This is a genomic window from Nonomuraea sp. ZG12, assembly GCF_052068115.1.
GTDB lineage: Bacteria > Actinomycetota > Actinomycetes > Streptosporangiales > Streptosporangiaceae > Nonomuraea.
In genome coordinates, this window is the sequence record NZ_JBQHCW010000004.1 from 131094 (window position 1) to 149309 (window position 18216).

Below are 18216 nucleotides of genomic sequence, written 5' to 3' on the forward strand. Positions count from 1 at the left end.
CTCGCCTCCTCGTGGTCACGCCTCTTCGGCGAGCAGCTCGGCCGCCCGGTGGACGGCCTTGGCGATGTTCTGGTAGCCGGTGCAGCGGCACAGGTTGCCGGAGATGGCCTCCAGCACCTCCTCGTCCGTGGGCGCCGGGTTCTCCTTCAGCAGCGCGGTCACCGTGCACAGGAAGCCCGGCGTGCAGAACCCGCACTGCAGGGCGTGGCAGTCGGCGAAGGCCCGCTGCACCGGCGAGAGCCCGTCCGGCCCGGCCAGCCCCTCCACCGTGGTGATCTCACGCCCGTCCACGGTCACCGCGAACGTCAGGCAGGAGCGCACCGGCTGCCCGTCGAGCAGCACCGTGCAGCAGCCGCACACGCCGTGCTCGCAGCCCACGTGGGTGCCGGTCAGCCCTAGGTCGTGGCGCAGGCAGTCGGACAGCAGCCTTCGGCCCGGCACCGTGACCCGGCGCGCGGTGCCGTTCACCGTCAGGGTGATCTCGTGCTCGGCCGTCACGCCGCCGCCTCTCTCGCCGCTTCCCGCAGCGCCCGCTCGGCCAGTACACCCACCAGATGCAGCCGGTAGGCGGGCGAGGCGTGCACGTCGCCCTCCGGATCGGTGCGCTCGCGCACCGCCGCGGCCACCGCCGGCCAGTCGACGCGCGCCGCGGGACGCCGCTCGCACGCGCCGCTCACGTCCACCACCACCGGCACCGGCCCGACCCCCACGCACGCCACCCGCGCGGAGTCGACGCGCAGGTCCTCGTCCAGCCGCACCACGGCGCAGACGCCGGCCAGCGCGTAGTCGCCGTGCCTCCTGGCCACCTCGCGGAACGCCGTCCCGGTCCGCGCGCCCAGCGCCGGGAAGTGCGCGGACACGGCCAGCTCGCCCGCCCGCACCGCCGACTCCATCGGCCCGAGGAAGAACTCGCGGGCCGGCACGTCACGCACCGCCGTCCCCGGCGGCAGCGCCACCACCCCGCCGCTGTCCACGCCGTCCCCTCCGGTACGCGCCAGCCGTACCGAACCTTCCAGTACGGCCAGCACGGCGGGCAGCTCCGCGGCCGGGTCGGCGTGCACGAGACTGCCCACGACCGTGCCCCGGTTGCGGATCACCGGGTGGGCGACCAGCCGCAGCGCCTTGCCGAGCAGCGGGTGCGCGCCACCCCGCTCCACCTCGGAGTGCCGGGCCAGCGCGCCCACGGTGACGCCCGCCGGAGTGTCGCGCACCACGGCGAGAGCCGGCAGCCGGTTGATGTCGACCAGGTGCGCGGGCGCCGCCAGCCGCATGTTGAGCATCGGGATCAGGCTCTGCCCGCCCGCGAGCACCTTGCCGCGCGCCCCGACGGCGGCCAGCGTCTCCAGGGCCTCCCCGAGGTCGCGGGGGCCGTGGTACTCGAACGGCGGCGGCTTCACCCGGTGTCGCTCCTGACCGTCTCGGGGGTCCGCCCGGCGATCACCCGCAGCAGGTGCCAGCCGCCGACCACCACGATGGTGCCCAGCGCGATGCCCTCCAGCCTGAAGTCGTCACTGATCACGTGCTTCACCGGTCCGATCGCCAGGATGATGCCCGCCCCGATCGGGACCATGTTGACCGGATCGGCGAAATCCACCCGGTTCTCGATCCAGATCTTGGCTCCCAGCAGCCCGATCATGCCGTACAGGATGACCGTGACGCCGCCCAGCACGCCGGACGGCGTGGCCGACACCAGCGCGCCGAACTTGGGGATCAGCCCGAACGCGATCGCGATGACGCCCGCGATGTAGTAGGCGGCCGTGGAGTAGACCTTGGTGGCGGCCATGACGCCGATGTTCTCGGCGTAGGTGGTGGTGGGCGAGCCGCCGACCGCGCTGGTCACCACGGTGGCGATGCCGTCGGCGGCGATGGCGCGGCCCACGTACGGGTCGACGTCGGTCTCGGTCATCTCGCCGACGGCCTTGACGTGGCCGATGTTCTCCGCGACCAGCGCGATGACGGCGGGCAGCACCAGCAGCACCGCCGAGGTCTCGAAGTCCGGCCAGTGCGTGTCCGGCCAGCCGAACCAGGGGGCCGCGTCGACCTTGCTGAGATCCACCCGGAAGTGCGCCGCGACCTGGATGGTCCCGTCGTCGTAGGCGGGCACCATGCCGAAGATCCGGTCGGCGCCCCAGGAGAGCACGAACCCGGCCGCCAGCCCGATGAGGATGCCGATCCGGCCGACGAACCCCTTGAACGCCACCACGAGCACGAACGTCACCAGCATCGTGACCAGCGCCATCCACTGGTCCTGCGGCCAGTAGACGTCCGCCACCACGTACGCCAGCCCGAACCCGATGAGCATGACCACCGCGCCGGTCACCACCGGCGGGAAGACCTTGTTGATCACCTCCACGCCCAGGAAGTGCACCGCCAGGCCGACCAGCGCCAGCACGAACCCGACGACCAGGATCGCCCCGGTGACGATCGCGTCGGCGCCGGCCGTGTCACCGCCGAACAGCGCCCTGATGGCCAGCACGCCGCCCACGAACGACGCGCTGGTGCCCAGGTAGCTCGGCACCTTCCCCTTGACGATCAGCAGGAACAGGATGGTCGCGACCCCCGACATCATGATCGCGACATTGGGGTCGAGCCCCATCACCAGCGGGAAGACGAACGTCGCCCCGAACATCGCCACCACATGCTGCGCCCCGAACCCCACCATCCGAGGCCAGCTCAACCGCTCATCAGGCCGTACGACCTCGCCGGGGGCCAGGTGTTTGCCGTCGCCGTGTTTGGTCCATCCCAAGGCCATGTGAGCCCCTCTTCGCCCGGACCGGGTGATTGCGTTGCGGGCAGATTAGGCCCACTGGCGAGCGCGTACACGGGCATGATCTGCCAAATCTGGCCCGCTGACCAGAGCTCTTCTCGCGCACACCTTCCCCAGCGGCTCGGTGATCAACCGGGAGGCGGCAGGGACGGCGCCGTCCCTGCCGCCCGATCCGATAAAGTACCAATTTCGGCCAGACCGAATAGCTAATACGTCCTGGACCTTAGCGACAAGGAGAGCGTTCATGTCCGCAACGGCCGACGCCATTCCGCCCTCGTCCCCGTTTCCGGCCTCACCTGGCCGCACGCCCCCAGGCGTGCCCGACGTCGACGTCCGGGGGAGTGATTTCACGCAGGCGGCGGGCGGATTCGCCGCCGAGCACGAGGACCTGTCGGAAGATGCCCGTTGGATTCTCGACGCCATCGCCGCCCTGGGCGACTTCGCCGGCACAGATGAGACGGCGAACACGTTCAGGCAGGGCTATGCCACCGCATTGCAGTCGACCATCACCTATGTCGACGCACTACGCGACATATATCCGGGGATCGCCGATCGGCTGGCCGGGATGAGGACCGGCTTCGACGTCGCGAACTGGGTCAGCATCCAATCGCTGCCGAAAGTGTCCGACCTGCCCGAGTTCTCGGCGCCGGACGAGAAGCCCAACCCCTGACGATCTCTGGAGACCCGATGACCACACCGGACGACGGCGCCCCCTTCCTCGACGAGGAGATGCATCGCTTTCTCGGCCAGTTCCAAGCCACCACTCGGCCGCTGGAAGAATTGCAGGAGAGCCTCGGTGCCGTTCGCGGCCGGGGTGCGGCGGCCCATGGCCAGGTGGAGGCGGAGGTGCTGGCGAGCGGTGCGCTGGGCGGACTCCGGATCGATCCTCGGGCCATGCGCCTCGGCGCGGACGCTCTGGCGGAGGCGGTGCTCACCGCCGCGAGCAACGCCGCCGCGGATCTGACCACACAGCTGACCGCGATGATGACGGACGGCCTGAACCCGTTCGCCGACGAGGTCAGGCGTTCCAGCCAGAAGTGGTGACCTCGCGCGCACGGTCCTGGCCGGCCCGCGTCGACACGGTGAGCTCGGGTCTGGCCGGAGGTCGTCCGCACGTGGTGGACATCAGTAGCCGCGCAAGCGCCTGAACTGGTCCTGGCCCGCGGCGACACCCAGCTTGGCGAGCATCTGCTCCCACGTGGGCAACAGGCTGGCCGGATCGTCGATCACGTCGCCGGGCCTGTTGAGCGCGTTTCCGGTCATGGTGAAGATGGAGGATCCGATGACGAACATGGTGGCGTTCTGCGCCGCCTTGTTCTTCGGCAGCAGCTTCGCGGCCTTCCCGAAGTTGGCCGGATCCACATGATAGAAGACCATGGCCGCCGCGAAATTCTTCACCATGTAGGCGCCGCGGTCACCCCACGACCCCAGGTCCTCGCCCCTCGCCAACTTGACCCCGTCAACGATCACCTGGTCGAGGGCCGTGTACGTGAGACTGCCTCCCACAGCGCCGAGCAGCCGCTTGCCGACCGCATGCTCGTACATCTTGAGCAGCAGTCGCGCCTGCGACCTGCGCGTCGCCCAGTTGATCAGCACCTGGATCTTCTTGTCGATCGCCGGCCAGCAGAAGAACATCAGCAGCTCGAGCCATTGGATCAAGGCCATCGTCCGGAGCGCGTGCTGCGTCCGTGCCAGCATCTCGGCGTAGTCGTCGATCGCGTCGGCCAGCCCGCGGACGTACGCGGAGACCAGCGGCGGATACGGCGCGACCTCGTCCTTGAAGTAGGTTTTGAAGGCATCGATGCCCGCGCCGGAGTTGGGCGGCCGCCACAGTCTGCCCGCGACCTCCTCCACGTCCTCCAAGCTGATGTTCACTCGCCGGGCCAGCTGCCGCAGCAGTCGCGCGACCTCGCGCGCCTTGGCCGGGTCGCCGTCCGGGTAGGCGACGTGCAGCATCTGCAGGACCACGGCGCCGACGCCGGCGGCGGACAGCACCATCCCGCCCGCCGGGAAGAACTTCGAGAGGGACTTGGGGGACGGACTCACGTAGCGGACCCTTTCTCCAAACCGGATCATGCTCAATTTGCCCGATCATCCCATGATCTTGTCCGTAAGACGGTCAGGCGACGTGGATGGTGAAGCCGTCGCCGCTGACCACCTGGCCGGTGCGGATCTTGGCCCTCTTCCTGAGCTCCACCTCGCCGTCCACCAGCACCATGCCCTCGGCGATCAGGTGCTTGGCCAGGCCGCCCGTCTCGGTGACCCCGCAGTACTTCAGCAGGTCGCACAGCGGGATGTAGTCGGAGCGCAGCTCGAAGTCCAGGTCCACGAGGACCAAGCCTAGATGCCGCGCATCCTCAGCACGTGCAGGGCCAGGGTGAGGTTCAGGCGGAGGTGGGGATCGTCGGTGAAGTTGCCGAGGAGGCGTTCGAGCTTGCCGATCCGGTAGCGCAGCGTGTTGTAGTGGAAGTGCAGCCGCCTGGCCGTCTCCGCGACGTTCAGATTGGTCTCCAGCAGGACCTGCAGGGTGCGCCTCAGGTCGGCGTTCTCGGCGTCGGCGTCGGCGGCGAGCGGGCCGAGGGTCTCGCGGACGAAAGCGTGCAGCTCGTCGGTGTCGTTCACCAGCGACAACAGCCGGTAGACGCCGAGCTGGTCGAAGTGCGCGACCGCGCCCCTGCCGTGCAGCTGGCGGCCCACGCGGGCCGCCTTGAGCGCCTGGGAGTACGCCTCCGGCAGGGTCTGCGCGCCCTGGCAGGGCCGGGAGGTGCCGGTCGAGAACGTCGCGGGCGGCACGTCGGCGAAAGCGGAGGCGGCGTCCTTGGCCACCCGGTCGGCGTCCACGGCGGCGTCCAGCACCGCCACCACCTCGTGCGAGAAGCCCGCGACCGCGCCGCGCTGGTCGTGGCGGCGCATCGCGGCGGTCCAGCAGGTGACCAGGCGGTCCTGCGCGGTGCGCTCGTCGCCGTCGGGGTCGAGCTCGGCCACCAGTACGGTGACGGGCCGCTCCAGGTCCCAGCCGAACGCCCTGGCCCTGGCCGTGACCCGCTCGGCCGTCCCGGCCCGGCCGGTGAGCACGTCGCGCAGGAAGTCGGCCCGGTACTTGCTCTCGACCGCGTTGACCGCCTCCTGCCGGGTGACGGCGAGCGCGGCGACGGTGGCGGCGCGTTCGAGGATGCCCACGTCGCTGTCCTGGATCGTCCCGGCCGCGCTGTAGGCGACGATCCGCCCATGGTGGTGGCCGCCCGCGACCACCGGCACCGAGGTCATCGCCCCGCCCCGCGCGCCGGGGTCGTCGGAGGTGTCCGTCGGCGGCAGCCGGACGGCGGAGCCCGTCGCGCCGGCGGGAGGCGGCGGCGGGCCCTCGCGGGCGATCGACTCGCGCAGCAGCGCGACCTGCTCGGGCGGCCCGGCGACGGCCAGGATCCGGCCGCCGCCGTCCACGGCCGCGACCGACACGTCGAGCAGCACGGCGACCTCGGCGGTGACCTCGTCCAGCCCGCCTCCGGCCAGCACCACCTGGACCAGCGCCCGGTGCGCCTCCTCCGCGCGGACCAGCGCGGCCGCCTGCCGGTTGAGGATGTCGGTCAGCACCTGGTTGAGGATGTCGTCGAAGCCGACGTCGTTCGGCAGCAGGATGAGCGGGAAACCGAGCCGGTCCGCCTGCTCGGTCATCTCTTCCGGCAGCTCGTCCACGTAACGGCCGAGCTTGATGGCCAGCGCGGCCAGCCCGCGCTCGTCCAGGTCGGCCACCAGGCGGCCGAGCGACTGCGGGGTGTTGCGCAGGGGGTAGCCGGTGGTGAGCAGCAGCTCGTGCGGCTTCACCCAGGCCAGGATGTCGGGCACCTCCATGACGTTGAGGCGCTGCACGATGCGGCCCAGGCCGCTCTTCCCCGCGAGCAGCCGCGCCCCCGCGAGAGTCGACACGCCCAGCACCTCCCCCACGGACACGCCGTGGATGATCGTTCCGGTGCTGGCGAGACGGACGGGGGGCTCCATGGGGTGATTGTCACCTGGGATCGGTCTGTCAGGAAGAGCCAACCTTCCCGCCGACTGTTGGCAAATTTCTCCGTACGGGAGGTTGCCGGGGCCGTTCTACGGTCAGGTCAGGGTCCGTAGGGAGGTCCGGTGACGGTCGGTACTCACGCTCGGCGGGTTCGCGTCCACGTCACGGGCGCCGCCAGCACGGCGGTACGTCCCGTCCTGGAGTCGCCCCGGTGTCCCGCCAGGGTGCTCGCCGCGTTCTCCGCCGGGATATACCTCGAGGTCAGGACCGAGCTGGAGCCGTCGGTGATCGCCGTGATCAGCGGCGCGGGCATCCGGCTGCCCAACTCGCTGCTGCTCGCCACCGAGCTGCCGCACGTCACGGTGGGTGACGAGACGTACGTCGGCGACGGGACGGTGGAGGTGGGGCGGCTGAGCCTGCGGGCCCGCCGCTGGTGGGATCCCGCGCCCCCGCTGGGCGAGGTGGATCGACGAGCCCTGGCGTCGCTGAGCCGGGCTTTCCAGGTCGAGCGGGGCGCCCCTGGGCTGGCGGGCCACGACGCGGTCGAACTGCTGGCCGCCAGTTGCGCCTCCGGGTGGCTGCTGGGCGCGGTGACGGCGGCGGAGCGGCTGGTGGGCCTCGGCCCCGGCCTCACCCCGAGCGGGGACGACGTGCTGGCCGGACTGCTGGTGACGCTCCGGCACCTGGGCGCCGCGACCGGGGTCGAGCGCGCGGTGCGGCTCGGCGGCTGGCTGGCGGCGGCCGTCACCTTCGACGCCCGCACCCGTACGACGCCGCTCTCGGCGACGCTGCTGCACTGCGCCGCCCGGGGGGAGGCGTGCCCCGAGGTGATCGCGGTGCTGCGCGGCCTCGCCGGGCGTCAACCCCTCGAACCCGCGCTACGCCGCCTGCACGGCCTCGGCCACACCTCCGGCGCCGACCTGGCCCAGGGCATCGCCATCGGCCTCGAAGCGGTCCTCGCCCTGGGCGAGCACCGATGAGCGCCCCGGACGAGCCCCGCGACCCGGGCACAGACCTCGACGCGGGTACGGAATCCGGCACTGGCGCGGTGCCAGACGGAGGGGCGGGGCCAGGCGCGGGTACGAGGTCCGACGCGGTGTTCGTGCGGCGGGGGGCCTACTACGACTCGGTGACGCTCATGCGGGTGAGCGGCGCCCTGGCGGAGTTGCCCGGCACGGAGGTGGCCATCGTCGCCATGGCCACGGAGCTGAACCTCGGCCTCGCTCGCGACCTGGGCTTCGACGTGCCCGGCGCCGATCCGGGCGATCTGCTCGTGGCGCTGCGCGGGGCAGACATCGAAGCGGCGGTGGCCGAGCTGGACCGCCGGTTGCAGGCACAGGCGGGCCGGCCGGCGCAGGGGAGCCAGGCGGCGGAGCAGCCGCCGCTCACCACCCGATCGGCGGCGGCCAGGTCGGCGGCGGATCTGGTGCTGGTGTCGGTGCCTGGCGAGCACGCGTTCTGTGAGGCGCTCGACGCCATCGAGGCCGGGCTGCCTGTGATGATCTTCAGTGACGGGGTGCCCGTCGCGCAGGAGCGCCTGCTCAAAGAGCTGGCCGACGAGCGCGGCCTGCTGGTCATGGGCCCCGACTGCGGTACGGCCGTCGTCGGCGGCGTCGGTCTCGGCTTCGCCAACGTGCTCAGGCCCGGCCCGGTCGGCGTGGTCGCCGCCTCCGGCACCGGCGCTCAGCAGGTCACCTGCCTGCTCGACCTGGCCGGCGTGGGCGTCAGCCATGTGCTCGGCGTTGGGGGCAGGGACCTGTCCGCGCCGATCGGGGGCCGCGCCACGCTGCGGGCGCTGCGGATGCTCGACGACGATCCGGGCACCGAGCTCATCATGCTCATCTCCAAGCCGCCCTCCCCTGATGTGGCGGAATCCGTACAGAAAGTCGTCGCGACGCTGCGCACGCCGGTCGTGACGGCGCTGCTCGGGCAGGGCGAGGACCTGACGGCGGCGACCGAGACGGCGCTACGCGCCCTCAACCGCCCGGTGCCGCAGTGGCCGCACCACCCCGCCGACACGTCGACCAGGCCGGGCAGGTCGGACGGGTCGGCGGAGGGGGTGCTCGTCGGCATCTACTCCGGTGGCACGCTGTGCGCCGAGGCGGCGTCGGTCGCCGGGCGAGGTGAGTTCACCGACTACGGCGACGACGCCTACACCCGGGGCCGCGCGCATCCGATGATCGACCCGACGCTCCGGCTGGAGGCGCTGCGCCGGGTGCGGCCGGGGGACGTGGTGCTCATGGACGTCGTGCTCGGCCACGGCGCGGACCCTGACCCGGCCGCCGGCCTGGCCCCCGTCATCGCGGGCGTCCCGGCGCCCGTCGTGGTGGCGCTCATCGGCACCGAGGCCGACCCGCAGGGGCTGCGGCGGCAGCGCGCCGCGTTCGGCCAGGCGGGCGCCGCCGTGTTCGCCTCCAACGCGCAGGCCGCCCGTCACGCCAGGAGCCTGCTCGGCGATCCCCCGGGCACGGGTGACCAGGGACAGGGGAGAACGCGATGACGCTGCTCGGCGATCCCCCGGGCACGAGAAACCGGGGGTGAAGGGAAACACGATGACGCTGCTCGACGGCCCGCCCCAGGTGATCACTGCCGGCGTGAGCCTGCTGGCGGAGTCGCTGCGTGAGCAGGCGACCGAGGTCACCGCCGTGGCCTGGCGTCCGCCTCTGGCGGGCACGGCCGGCGCCCTGGCCAGGATCCTCGCCGACCCGCGCAGGCGCGCGGCCAACGAGCTCGCCGTCCGCAGGCTCACCACCGCCCGCCCGTACCTGGTGGGGGTGCGCAGGGCGTCGGAGGTGCTGCGGCTGCCGGCGCGGACGTTCCTGCACGCGGGCCCACCCATCACCTGGCAGCGGGCCTCGGGCCCGATGCGGGGGGCGCTGATCGGCGCGATGCTGCTGGAGGGGTACGCCCGCGACGAGCGGGAGGCCACCACCGCCCTGGCCGGTGGCGACGTCAGGCTGGAGCCGTGCCACCAGCACGCGACCGTGGGGCCGATGGCGGGCGTGGTGAGCCCGTCGATGTGGATGTTCGAGGTGCGCGACGCCGAGCACGGCGGCACCGCCTACTGCTCGCTGAACGAGGGGCTGGGCAAGGTGCTGCGCTACGGCGCTTACGGGCCCGAGGTGCTCGACCGGCTGGGCTGGATGGACGACGTGCTGGGGCCGGTGCTGTCGGCGGCGGTCGAGCTGGCCGGGCCGATCGACCTGCGGTCGCTGATCGCGCAGGCGCTGCAGATGGGCGACGAGCTGCACAACCGCAATCGGGCGGCGACCTCGCTGCTGTTGCGCGAGCTCGCGCCCGCGGTGGCCGACGCCGCTCCGGCGGGCGCCTCCGAGGTGCTGCGGTTCATCGCCGGCAACGACCATTTCTTCCTCAACGCGGGCATGGCGGCGGCCAAGGTGAGCACCGACGCGGCCCGCGACATCCCGGGGTCGTCGCTGGTCGTCGCGATGGCGCGCAACGGCACCGACTTCGGCGTGCAGGTCTCGGGGCTCGGGTCGCGGTGGTTCACCGGGCCGGCGGGCGTGCCTGACGGGCTCTATCTGGGCGCGTACGGTCCAGCGGACGCCAATCCGGACATCGGCGACTCCACGATCACGGAGACGTCGGGGCTGGGCGGGTTCGCGATGGCTGCGGCCCCGGCCATCGTGCGGTTCGTGGGCGGCGAGGTGGCGGACGCGGTGGCGGCGACCCGGTCGATGTACGAGATCACGCTGGCCGAGCATCCCGCCTACCAGATTCCTGGGCTGGGCTTCCGTGGCACGCCGGTGGGGATCGACGTGACGCTGGTGGCCAGGACCGGGGTGCTGCCGGTGGTCAACACCGGGATCGCCGGGCGGGTGGCGGGCACCGGGCAGGTGGGCGCGGGTCTGGTGAGCCCGCCTCCCGAGGCGTTCACCGGCGCCCTGCTGGCCCTGGCCGATTCCGTATCAGATCCCTTCGTAGGTGGACATATCACCACGTCAGATCCTCTATAAGGACTCTTCAGCTTTCCCTCAGAGTGATGCGCCGATATCGTGGCGAACCTCATAATCTGGAGCTGTCACGCAGTGCGTGTGGCGGACGAGGCTGAAGATGGGGGCGGACATGGCAGCGGACCGCGTGCTCAGCGGCCCCGGCGCCGAAGGCGGCGCTCCGCAGAGCCAAGGCCGCCTGATCGGCCGGCGCTACCGCCTGATGTCGCCGGTCGGCAGGGGCGGCATGGGCATGGTGTGGCACGCCCACGACGTCCTGTTAGCCCGTGACGTGGCGGTCAAGGAGCTCATCCTGCCGTTCGGGCTCGACCACGCGGGCAAGCAGGTGGCATACCGGCGGATGCTGCGCGAGGCCAGGTCCGCCGCGCGGCTGACCCATCCGGGCATCGTCACCGTGCATGACGTGGTCGAGGAGGACGGCCGGCCCTGGATCGTCATGGAGCTGGTCCGGGCCTGGTCCCTGGAGCAGGCGGTGCGGCAGAGCGGCCCGCTGCCGGTGATCCAGGCGGCCGAGATCGGCATCCGGGTGCTGGACGCGGTCAGGCACGCGCACGCGGCCGGCATCCTGCACCGTGACATCAAGCCGGGCAACGTGCTGCTCACCTCCGACCGGGTGGTGCTGACGGACTTCGGCATCGCCGCGATCGAGGGCGATGTGACGATCACGCAGACCGGGCTGCTCATGGGCTCGCCGGCCTACGTCCCGCCGGAGCGGTTGTCCGGGCAGCCGCTCACCCAGGCGGCCGACCTGTGGTCGTTCGGGGCGACGCTGTACGCGGCGGTCGAGGGCCGCCCGCCGTACGAGGGGCCCGACGCGATCGCGGTGCTCGGCGCGGTGCTCACCCAGGAGCCGAACCCACCGCAGCGCGCGGGCGCGCTGGGGCAAGTCATCGAGGGCCTGCTCCGCAAGAGCCCGGCGGACCGGCTCACCGCCGAGCAGGTCGAGGAGCTCCTGGAGCGGGTGCTGAGCGCGCACGGCGCGGTGCGGCCGCGCAGCAAGGAGCCGCCGCAGCAGCCTCTGCCGCCGCAGCCCGACCCCGGCCCCGGCAGGGGAATGGACACCTCCTCCGGGCCGCTGCCCTCGCGGATCGTGGAGACGCCCTCAGGTCCGGTACGCGTGCCGTACGACCCGATGACCAGCCCGTCCGGCGGCTACTCGATGCCGTTCGACGGGGATTCGACCCCGTCGGGCAGCCACCGCACCGACCAGCTGCCGCCGTCGCCGCGTCCGGACAGGTTCGACGCGTTCACCAGTGCCTCGGGCTCGCAGCGGATGCCGGAGGACACCTCCGGCGCCCGCAGCGCCTCGGGTGCGCATCCTCTGCCGGGGCGGGCGCCGGACGAGCCGTTCGTGTCACGCGGCCTGCTGGACAGCTCGTCGAACCCGCAGCAGCCGCTCAGCGCACCGCCGGAGCCCTACTCCAGCCTGCGCGGCCATCTGCCCGATCCGGACGGGCCGTCGGCGCCGCCGATCCTCCCGCTGACCAGTGACAGCCGGAGCGCGAGCCGCCCCACTCCGTGGCCGCTCGCCTCGGCCGACGACCTGCGCGACCACTCCCGCGGCCTGACGCGGGAGTCCGCGCACAACCGCCTGTCGACCCTGCCGGGCGTGGCGCACCGCAACACCACGAGCAGGCGCAGGCCCGAGGAGACGGGCAACGCCTGGGTGCGGGACGGACGGCCGACGCCGCTGCTCATCGTCACCGCCGTCGCGTCCGTGCTCACCGTGGTGGCCGTGCTGATGTTCATCGCCTCCGGCAGCGGCTCGCCGGCCCCGGCGCCGAGCGTGGCGAGCAGCGCGCCGCCCACGGCCGGGGCGCTCCGCACCGAGCCGAAGGCCTCGCCGGTGCCCGATGGCTATCGGGAGCAGACGCCCGCCGGGTTCACCGTCGGGGTGCCTCCGGACTGGAAGCTGGCGTCGTCGGAGGGCGAGGCCACCTTCTCCGGCCCGAAGGACTCAGGCGCGCGCATCGTGGTCGAGGACGTGACGCCGCAACCGGACGGCGGGCTGGCCGAGCTCAGCCGTGAGGAGTCCGACGGCGGCGTGGACGGCTACATCCAGGTGCAGCTCCAGGGGGTGCGCTACCGGGCGTGGAAGGCGGCCGACTGGGAGTACACCTACACCACCGAGAACGGTGTCCCCATGCACGCCCTGTCCAGGTACGTCACCATCGACGACAGCACCGCCTACAAGATCACCTTCGACATGCCGGAGCTGACCTGGGACGACCAGGCCAAGACCCGCAAGGTGTTCCTAGACACCTTCCGCCAGACCACCTGACGCGCCCTCCGGCACCGGGGCCCTCCCGCCGATCGCGCGGTCGAGGAAGTCGCGGACCGTGTCGGCCAGCTCGGCCCTGCGATCCGACAGGGCGTGGTCGGTCGGCCATTCGTGATGCTGGAGCCGGGCCGCCGCGAAGGCGCTCACCAGCGGCCGGTGGTGCACCTCGGCGGGTGTGACGGGGTCCAGCCCGGTGCCGATGAGCAGCACGGGCCGCCCGGCGAACGACGGCGCCAGCGCCGCCAGGCTCCACCGCTCCCCCGCCGCCTCCATCTCGCCGACCAGCGCCTCGCCGCTGGTGCCCCGCAGCGGGAGCAGGTCGGCGTCGAAGGCCGCCACGTACGCGCGCCGCCCGGCGGGGTCGAGCCGGCGGGTGACCGTACCGAAGTCGAAGCCGGACACCGAGACGGTGGCGGCGACGCCCGGATCGCCGGCGGCGGTCATCAGCGCCGCGAAGCCGCCGAAGCTGTGCCCGAAGACGGCCAGCCGTCCGGGGTCGAGCCGGTGGGCGGCCGCGAACGCCTCCTCCCGCACCGCGCGCAGCACGCGGGCGACGTCGTCGAGCGCGTTCGCCCAGGACCAGTTGCCGCCGACGCCCCAGGAGCCGCGGTAGTGGAAGACCAGGGCGGCGTATCCGGCCCGGCGCAGCGACTGGGCCAGGTCGAAGTTGCGCTCGTTGCCCGGGAAGCCGTGGCACAGGACGGCCACCGGGTGCGGGCCCTCCCCCTCGGGCAGGTGCAGGACGCCGAGCAGCGCGACCCCGTCGCTGTCGAACGTCACCGCGGTTGTGGCGGCTCTCATGCCGATCTCCCCTCTGTTCAGGGCCGAACGTTAACAGCTCATCGAACCAATCGGTACTATCACCTTCATGCCCGTCCCCAAGGGAACCGCGCTCGACCCCGCCCGCACCCGCGCCGCCATCCTGGAGGCCGCCACGGCCGCCTTCTACGACCACGGCCTCGACGGCGTGGGCGTGGCCGACCTGTGCGCCCGCACCGGGGTGTCGAAGGAGACCCTCTACCGCCACTTCGGCTCCAAACAGGGCCTCATCGAGGCCGTGCTGGAGGCGCGCAGCGACCGGGTCACCCGGTGGCTGCGGGCCGCGGCGGACGCCGCGGGCCCCGACCCGGCCGACCGGCTCGCGGCGATCTTCGACGCGCTGGCCGGCTGGCACGCCGAGCCGGGCTTCCGCGGCTGCGCTCTGGTCAACGCCGCCACCCAGCACCACGAGGGCTCGGCCAGGGCGGCGGCCGCCAGGCATCTCGACCGCCGCCTGGCCCTGCTGGAGGACATCGCCGTCCGGGCGGGCGTGCGCGAGCCCGGGGCGCTGGCCTACCAGCTCCTGCTGCTCGTCTCGGGCAGCACCACCGCGGCCGACCTGCACCCCGGCGGCGGCGCGGCCGCGCGCCACGCCCGGCAGGCCGCCCTCACGCTCCTCCGGGCCGCCACGCCGGCCGGCTGATCCGGTGCGGTACGGTTTTGCCGCATGGAGCTGGGGAGCATCTACTTCTATCCGGTGAAGTCGACGAGCGGACACGAGGTCGGCGAGGTCGAGGTGCAGCCCTGGGGCCTGGCCGGCGACCGGCGCTACCTCGTCGTCGACGAGGGCCGCCGGCCGATGAGCGCTGGCGAGCATCCCGTCATGCTGGCCTGCGTGGCCGAGCCCGACGGTGACACCATCACGCTCACCGGCCCGCACGCCGCGCCGCTGCGCGTCACCCCCACCTCCCGCCGGTTCGTCGCCGACGTCTGGGGCACGCCGGTGGAGGTCACCGACTGCGGCGACGACGCCGCCGGCTGGATGTCCGCGTTGATCGGGCGGCCCGGCAGGCTGGCCTGGCTGGACGATCCGACCCGCCGTCCGGTCAATCCCGCCTATGGCGAGCCGCAGGACCGGGTCAGCCTGGCCGACGGCTACCCACTGCTGCTGACCTCGACGACGTCATTGGCCCAGGTCGACGAGTGGGTAGCGCAGACGGCCGCATCACTCGGCGAGCCGCCGCCCGCGCCGCTGTCGATGCGCAGGTTCCGGCCGAGTGTCGTGGTGGACGGCGTGGACGTCCCGTTCGCCGAGGACGCGTGGCAGCGGCTGCGGATCGGCAAGGTGGAGTTCCGGGTGGTCAAGCTGTGCGACCGGTGCGTGATGACCACCGTCGATCCCGAGACCACGGCCAAGGGCAAGGAGCCGATCCGGACCCTGGCCAGGCACCGCAGGTGGGACGGCAAGACCTGGTTCGGCATCAACCTCATCCCCGACGGCACCGGCAAGATCGCCAAGGGTGACCCGGTGACCGTGCTCTGACGCGAAAGACAGCTCGAAAGGACATCTGTCCCCTTTGGGGGGCCTTGCGGATTATGCGAGACTTCGCAGGTGACCAGCGCCCCCACAAAGCCCGCTATCTCCCCACCTGACCGCATCCGCCGTGTGCAGCTCCGTACGCTGGGCGTTCTGTCCGGCGCGCAGATCGTGGGCGGGGTGGGAGTCGCCGTCGGGCTCGCCCTCAGCTCGGTGGTCGTGGACGAGCTGTCGGGCTCGACGGTGATCAGCGGGTTCGCCGGGACCGCCACCGTGCTCGGCGCCGCACTGCTGGCGCTGCCGATCGCCAAGGCCGCCGGCCGGGGCGGGCGCCGGGTGGGCCTGGCCCTGGCCTACCTGGCGGCGCTGCTGGGCTGCGTGATCTCGGTGACGGCCATCGGCATGGAGAACTGGCCGCTGCTGCTGGCCGGGCTGGTGCTGGTGGGCGGCGGCAGCGCCGGCAACCTCGCCGCCCGCTACTCCGCCACCGACCTGTCCCCGCCCGGCCACGCCGCCAGGCACCTGTCGCTGGTCGTCTGGGCCGCCACGATCGGCTCCGTCGCCGGTCCCATGCTGGCCGAGCCCACCGACCGGATCGGCCTGGACGCCGGGCTCGCGGGCAAGGCGGGGCCGTTCGCGTTCGCCGCGCTCGCCTTCGCGGGGGCGCTGGTGATCGTCCTGGCCGGGCTGCGCCCCGACCCGCTCAAGCTGGCCCGCGAGCTGGACGGCACGCCACCCGCCGCCAAGGGCGGGACCCGGACGATCAGGACCGGCTGGCTGAGCCTGCGCGCCGCCCCGATGGCCCGCACGGCGCTGGTGATGATCGCGGTCAGCCACACCGCGATGGTGTCAATCATGTCGATGACCCCGGTGCAGCTCCACCACGACGGCTCGTCGCTGGACGTCATCGGGATCGTGATCAGCCTGCACATCGCCGGCATGTACGTGTTGTCGCCGGTGGTCGGCTGGCTGGCGGACAAGGTGGGCAGGGTGCCGGTGCTGCTGCTCGGCATGGCCCTGCTGCTGGCCTCCGCCGTCCTGGCGGGCACGGCCGGGCACCGCGTCTGGCAGGTGAGCGTGGCGCTGTTCCTGCTCGGCCTGGGCTGGTCGTGCGGCCTGGTGGCCGGCTCGGCGCTGGTCAGCGAGTCGGTGCCGATCGAAGGGCGGACGGCGGTGCAGGGCCTGTCGGACCTGCTGATGAACGTCTGCGGCGCCACCGGCACGATCATCGCCGGGGCGATCGTGGGCGGCCTGTCCTACGGCGTGCTCGGCCTGGTGGTCGGCGTGATGGTGACGGCGGCGGGGCTCTGGCTGGCCGTCACTTGGCGTCGGCGTAGCAGCTGACCGCGACCGCCTCCATCGGGAACCGGACCGGTGTCCGGCCGAACAGCAGTCTGCTGGCCTCGGCGGCCGCCGCCGAGACGCTCGCCATCACCTCTTCGGCCTGGTCCAGCGGGCAGTGCACGATGACCTCGTCATGCTGGAAGAACACCAGCCGGGCGGGGTCGGGCAGGGTCCCGCGCAGCACCGCCATCAGCGACAGCGCCCACTCGGCGGCCGTGGCCTGCACCACGAAGTTGCGGGTGAACCGGCCCCGGTCGCGGAGCGCCCTGGCGCCCTCCGGGCCGGAGACCAGCTCCTTCCACCGCCCGGACGGCGGCGGGCTGGTGCGGCCCAGCCAGGAGCGGACCAGCCGCCCCTCCTCACCCCTCTTGGCCGCGTCCTCGACGAACCGGTAGGCCTGCGGGAAGCGCTGGCGCAGGATGGCCAGCAGCTTGGCGGCGTCGCCGCTGGTGCCGCCGTACATGGCGGACAGCATCGCGATCTTGGCGTTGTCGCGCTCGCCGCCGAACGACTTGGCCAGCGCCGAGTAGAGGTCGATCTCGCCGGCCGCGGCGGCCAGCCCCGCGTCACCGGCCATCGCGGCCAGCACCCGCGGCTCCAGCTGGGCGGCGTCGGCGACGATCAGGGTCCATCCGTCGTCGGCCACCACCACCCGCCGCATCACCTTGGGGATCTGCAGCGCCCCGCCGCCGTCGGTGGCCCAGCGCCCGGACACCACGCCGCCCACCACGTATTCGGCGCGGAAGCGGCCGTCGCGCACCCACTGGTCCGCCCAGGTCCAGCCGTGGAAGCTGTGCAGCCGGGCCAGCTCCTTGTAGGCGAGCAGCGGCCCGACCGCCGGGTGGTCGATCTGCTTGAGCTCCCAGGACCGGGTGGACTTCAGCGCCACCCCCGCGGCCTTGAACGCCTTGACGAGCTGCTGCACCGAGTCGGGGTTGACCGGATGGCCGAACGCGGCCGACACCTCGTCGGCCAGCGCCTGCAGCTTGGCCGGCCGCATGCCGTGCACCGGGCGCGGCCCGAGCATTTCGGTGAGCAGGGCGTCGTGCAGATCCGCGCGCCACGGCAGACCGTCGTGGCCCATCTCGGCGGCGATCAGCGCGCCCGCCGACTCGGCCGCCACCAGCAGCCGGAACCGGCCCGGATCGGGCAGCGCCTCGATCCGGCGCAGCTGGTCGGCCAGCACCTCGGCCACCGCCTCGGCGCCCAGCGGCTCGGGCGCGAACAGCGTGCCGGGCTCGTCGGGCCGCTCGGCCGGCACGGGCAGGCCGTGCAGCCGGGCGTGGGCGGCCCGGGCCGAGCGGGGCTCGCCGTAGCGGCCCTCGTGGGCGAGCAGCAGCCCCTCGGTGAGCGCGAGGTCGTGGCAGCGCCCCACCCGCAGGCCGGCGCGCAGCAGGGCGGGGTAGCTCTCGCGGGTGTCGGCCCACACCCAGCGCGGCCGCGCTGCCTCGTGGTCGCGCACGGCCGCCACCAGGTCGCCGGCCTGCTCGGCCGTCCCCCCGGCGGGGAGGATCGTCTGTCCTGCCAGGACCGTGTGCACGTCTCCAAGAG

General features: G+C 72.8%; 17 protein-coding genes. 9 read left to right on the plus strand and 8 right to left on the minus strand.

What is annotated here, in order from left to right; all coding sequences use genetic code 11:
* Window positions 1-15: 15 nt before the first annotated feature.
* The 3 genes from ACTMTF_RS14885 to ACTMTF_RS14895 are packed head-to-tail and all read right to left on the minus strand — an operon-like array spanning window position 16 to window position 2752.
* A complete protein-coding gene (locus ACTMTF_RS14885) occupies window positions 16-498 on the minus strand; it encodes a (2Fe-2S)-binding protein (protein ID WP_441111143.1) in 483 nt (160 codons plus the stop codon).
* Window positions 495-1397: an FAD binding domain-containing protein gene (locus ACTMTF_RS14890; protein WP_441111144.1), complete on the minus strand. Its 903-nt coding sequence runs from the start codon at window positions 1395-1397 to the stop codon at window positions 495-497. Before ACTMTF_RS14890 ends, ACTMTF_RS14885 begins: the two co-directional genes overlap by 4 nt.
* Window positions 1394-2752, minus strand: coding sequence for a uracil-xanthine permease family protein (locus ACTMTF_RS14895; RefSeq protein WP_397002512.1), 1359 nt, complete (start codon window positions 2750-2752; stop codon window positions 1394-1396). The genes ACTMTF_RS14890 and ACTMTF_RS14895 overlap by 4 nt, the downstream gene beginning before the upstream one ends.
* Before the next feature lie 259 nt (window positions 2753-3011).
* Between ACTMTF_RS14895 and ACTMTF_RS14900 the strand changes: the two genes are divergently transcribed.
* Both ACTMTF_RS14900 and ACTMTF_RS14905 read left to right on the plus strand, forming a co-directional pair.
* On the plus strand, window positions 3012-3437 hold the full coding sequence (locus tag ACTMTF_RS14900) for a hypothetical protein (RefSeq protein WP_441111145.1): 426 nt from the start codon (window positions 3012-3014) through the stop codon (window positions 3435-3437).
* 17 nt (window positions 3438-3454) lie between these two features.
* On the plus strand, window positions 3455-3811 hold the full coding sequence (locus ACTMTF_RS14905) for a YbaB/EbfC family nucleoid-associated protein (protein WP_441111146.1): 357 nt from the start codon (window positions 3455-3457) through the stop codon (window positions 3809-3811).
* A gap of 81 nt (window positions 3812-3892) precedes the next feature.
* Here the strand turns inward: ACTMTF_RS14905 and ACTMTF_RS14910 are convergent, their stop codons facing one another.
* The 3 genes from ACTMTF_RS14910 to ACTMTF_RS14920 all read right to left on the minus strand — a co-directional run bounded on the left by ACTMTF_RS14910 (window position 3893) and on the right by ACTMTF_RS14920 (window position 6763).
* Window positions 3893-4813, minus strand: coding sequence for a hypothetical protein (locus ACTMTF_RS14910; protein WP_441111147.1), 921 nt, complete (start codon window positions 4811-4813; stop codon window positions 3893-3895).
* Between the two features lie 73 nt (window positions 4814-4886).
* Window positions 4887-5096 (minus strand): RNA-binding S4 domain-containing protein, encoded by a 210-nt coding sequence (locus tag ACTMTF_RS14915; RefSeq protein WP_189143867.1) that lies wholly within the window; start codon window positions 5094-5096, stop codon window positions 4887-4889.
* 11 nt (window positions 5097-5107) lie between these two features.
* Window positions 5108-6763, minus strand: a complete 1656-nt coding sequence (locus ACTMTF_RS14920; RefSeq protein ID WP_441111148.1) for a PucR family transcriptional regulator — start codon at window positions 6761-6763, stop codon at window positions 5108-5110.
* Between the two features lie 129 nt (window positions 6764-6892).
* Here ACTMTF_RS14920 and ACTMTF_RS14925 point away from each other — a divergent pair, with 129 nt between their 5' ends.
* The 4 genes from ACTMTF_RS14925 (at window position 6893) to ACTMTF_RS14940 (ending at window position 13025) form a co-directional block, all read left to right on the plus strand.
* The gene (locus tag ACTMTF_RS14925) at window positions 6893-7750 is read left to right on the plus strand and encodes a DUF2877 domain-containing protein (protein ID WP_441111149.1); all 858 of its coding nucleotides are present in this window, start codon (window positions 6893-6895) and stop codon (window positions 7748-7750) included.
* A 116-nt stretch (window positions 7751-7866) separates the two neighbouring features.
* Window positions 7867-9270 carry an FdrA family protein gene (locus ACTMTF_RS14930; protein WP_441111150.1) on the plus strand — a complete coding sequence of 468 codons (1404 nt, stop codon included), beginning with the start codon at window positions 7867-7869 and terminating at the stop codon, window positions 9268-9270.
* A 52-nt stretch (window positions 9271-9322) separates the two neighbouring features.
* Window positions 9323-10747 carry a DUF1116 domain-containing protein gene (locus ACTMTF_RS14935; RefSeq protein WP_441111151.1) on the plus strand — a complete coding sequence of 475 codons (1425 nt, stop codon included), beginning with the start codon at window positions 9323-9325 and terminating at the stop codon, window positions 10745-10747.
* 109 nt (window positions 10748-10856) lie between these two features.
* Complete coding sequence (locus ACTMTF_RS14940) at window positions 10857-13025, plus strand: protein kinase domain-containing protein (RefSeq protein WP_441111152.1); 2169 nt, start codon at window positions 10857-10859, stop codon at window positions 13023-13025.
* On the opposite strand, the gene ACTMTF_RS14945 is transcribed toward ACTMTF_RS14940, so the two are convergent.
* Complete coding sequence (locus ACTMTF_RS14945) at window positions 12999-13826, minus strand: alpha/beta hydrolase family protein (RefSeq protein WP_441111153.1); 828 nt, start codon at window positions 13824-13826, stop codon at window positions 12999-13001. The genes ACTMTF_RS14940 and ACTMTF_RS14945 overlap by 27 nt on opposite strands.
* Before the next feature lie 67 nt (window positions 13827-13893).
* On the opposite strand from ACTMTF_RS14945, the gene ACTMTF_RS14950 reads away from it, so the two are divergent.
* The 3 genes from ACTMTF_RS14950 (at window position 13894) to ACTMTF_RS14960 (ending at window position 16665) form a co-directional block, all read left to right on the plus strand.
* The gene (locus ACTMTF_RS14950; RefSeq protein ID WP_441111154.1) at window positions 13894-14487 is read left to right on the plus strand and encodes a TetR/AcrR family transcriptional regulator; all 594 of its coding nucleotides are present in this window, start codon (window positions 13894-13896) and stop codon (window positions 14485-14487) included.
* Between the two features lie 24 nt (window positions 14488-14511).
* Window positions 14512-15327, plus strand: coding sequence for an MOSC domain-containing protein (locus ACTMTF_RS14955; protein ID WP_441111155.1), 816 nt, complete (start codon window positions 14512-14514; stop codon window positions 15325-15327).
* A 123-nt stretch (window positions 15328-15450) separates the two neighbouring features.
* A complete protein-coding gene (locus ACTMTF_RS14960) occupies window positions 15451-16665 on the plus strand; it encodes an MFS transporter (protein ID WP_441111156.1) in 1215 nt (404 codons plus the stop codon).
* On the opposite strand, the gene ACTMTF_RS14965 is transcribed toward ACTMTF_RS14960, so the two are convergent.
* The gene (locus ACTMTF_RS14965) at window positions 16640-18205 is read right to left on the minus strand and encodes a bifunctional 3'-5' exonuclease/DNA polymerase (RefSeq protein ID WP_441111157.1); all 1566 of its coding nucleotides are present in this window, start codon (window positions 18203-18205) and stop codon (window positions 16640-16642) included. The two genes, ACTMTF_RS14960 and ACTMTF_RS14965, sit on opposite strands and share 26 nt — an antisense overlap.
* Window positions 18206-18216 lie beyond the last annotated feature (11 nt).

What these genes read in the sequence shown, in the direction of transcription:
- ACTMTF_RS14920 (WP_441111148.1), bottom strand. Translation starts at nt 6,763, where the DNA reads ATGGAGCCCCCCGTCCGTCTCGCCAGCACCGGAACGATCATCCACGGC.
- ACTMTF_RS14945 (WP_441111153.1), bottom strand. Translation starts at nt 13,826, where the DNA reads ATGAGAGCCGCCACAACCGCGGTGACGTTCGACAGCGACGGGGTCGCG.
- ACTMTF_RS14895 (WP_397002512.1), bottom strand. Translation starts at nt 2,752, where the DNA reads ATGGCCTTGGGATGGACCAAACACGGCGACGGCAAACACCTGGCCCCC.
- ACTMTF_RS14940 (WP_441111152.1), top strand. Translation starts at nt 10,857, where the DNA reads ATGGCAGCGGACCGCGTGCTCAGCGGCCCCGGCGCCGAAGGCGGCGCT.
- ACTMTF_RS14950 (WP_441111154.1), top strand. Translation starts at nt 13,894, where the DNA reads ATGCCCGTCCCCAAGGGAACCGCGCTCGACCCCGCCCGCACCCGCGCC.
- ACTMTF_RS14935 (WP_441111151.1), top strand. Translation starts at nt 9,323, where the DNA reads ATGACGCTGCTCGACGGCCCGCCCCAGGTGATCACTGCCGGCGTGAGC.
- ACTMTF_RS14900 (WP_441111145.1), top strand. Translation starts at nt 3,012, where the DNA reads ATGTCCGCAACGGCCGACGCCATTCCGCCCTCGTCCCCGTTTCCGGCC.
- ACTMTF_RS14905 (WP_441111146.1), top strand. Translation starts at nt 3,455, where the DNA reads ATGACCACACCGGACGACGGCGCCCCCTTCCTCGACGAGGAGATGCAT.
- ACTMTF_RS14955 (WP_441111155.1), top strand. Translation starts at nt 14,512, where the DNA reads ATGGAGCTGGGGAGCATCTACTTCTATCCGGTGAAGTCGACGAGCGGA.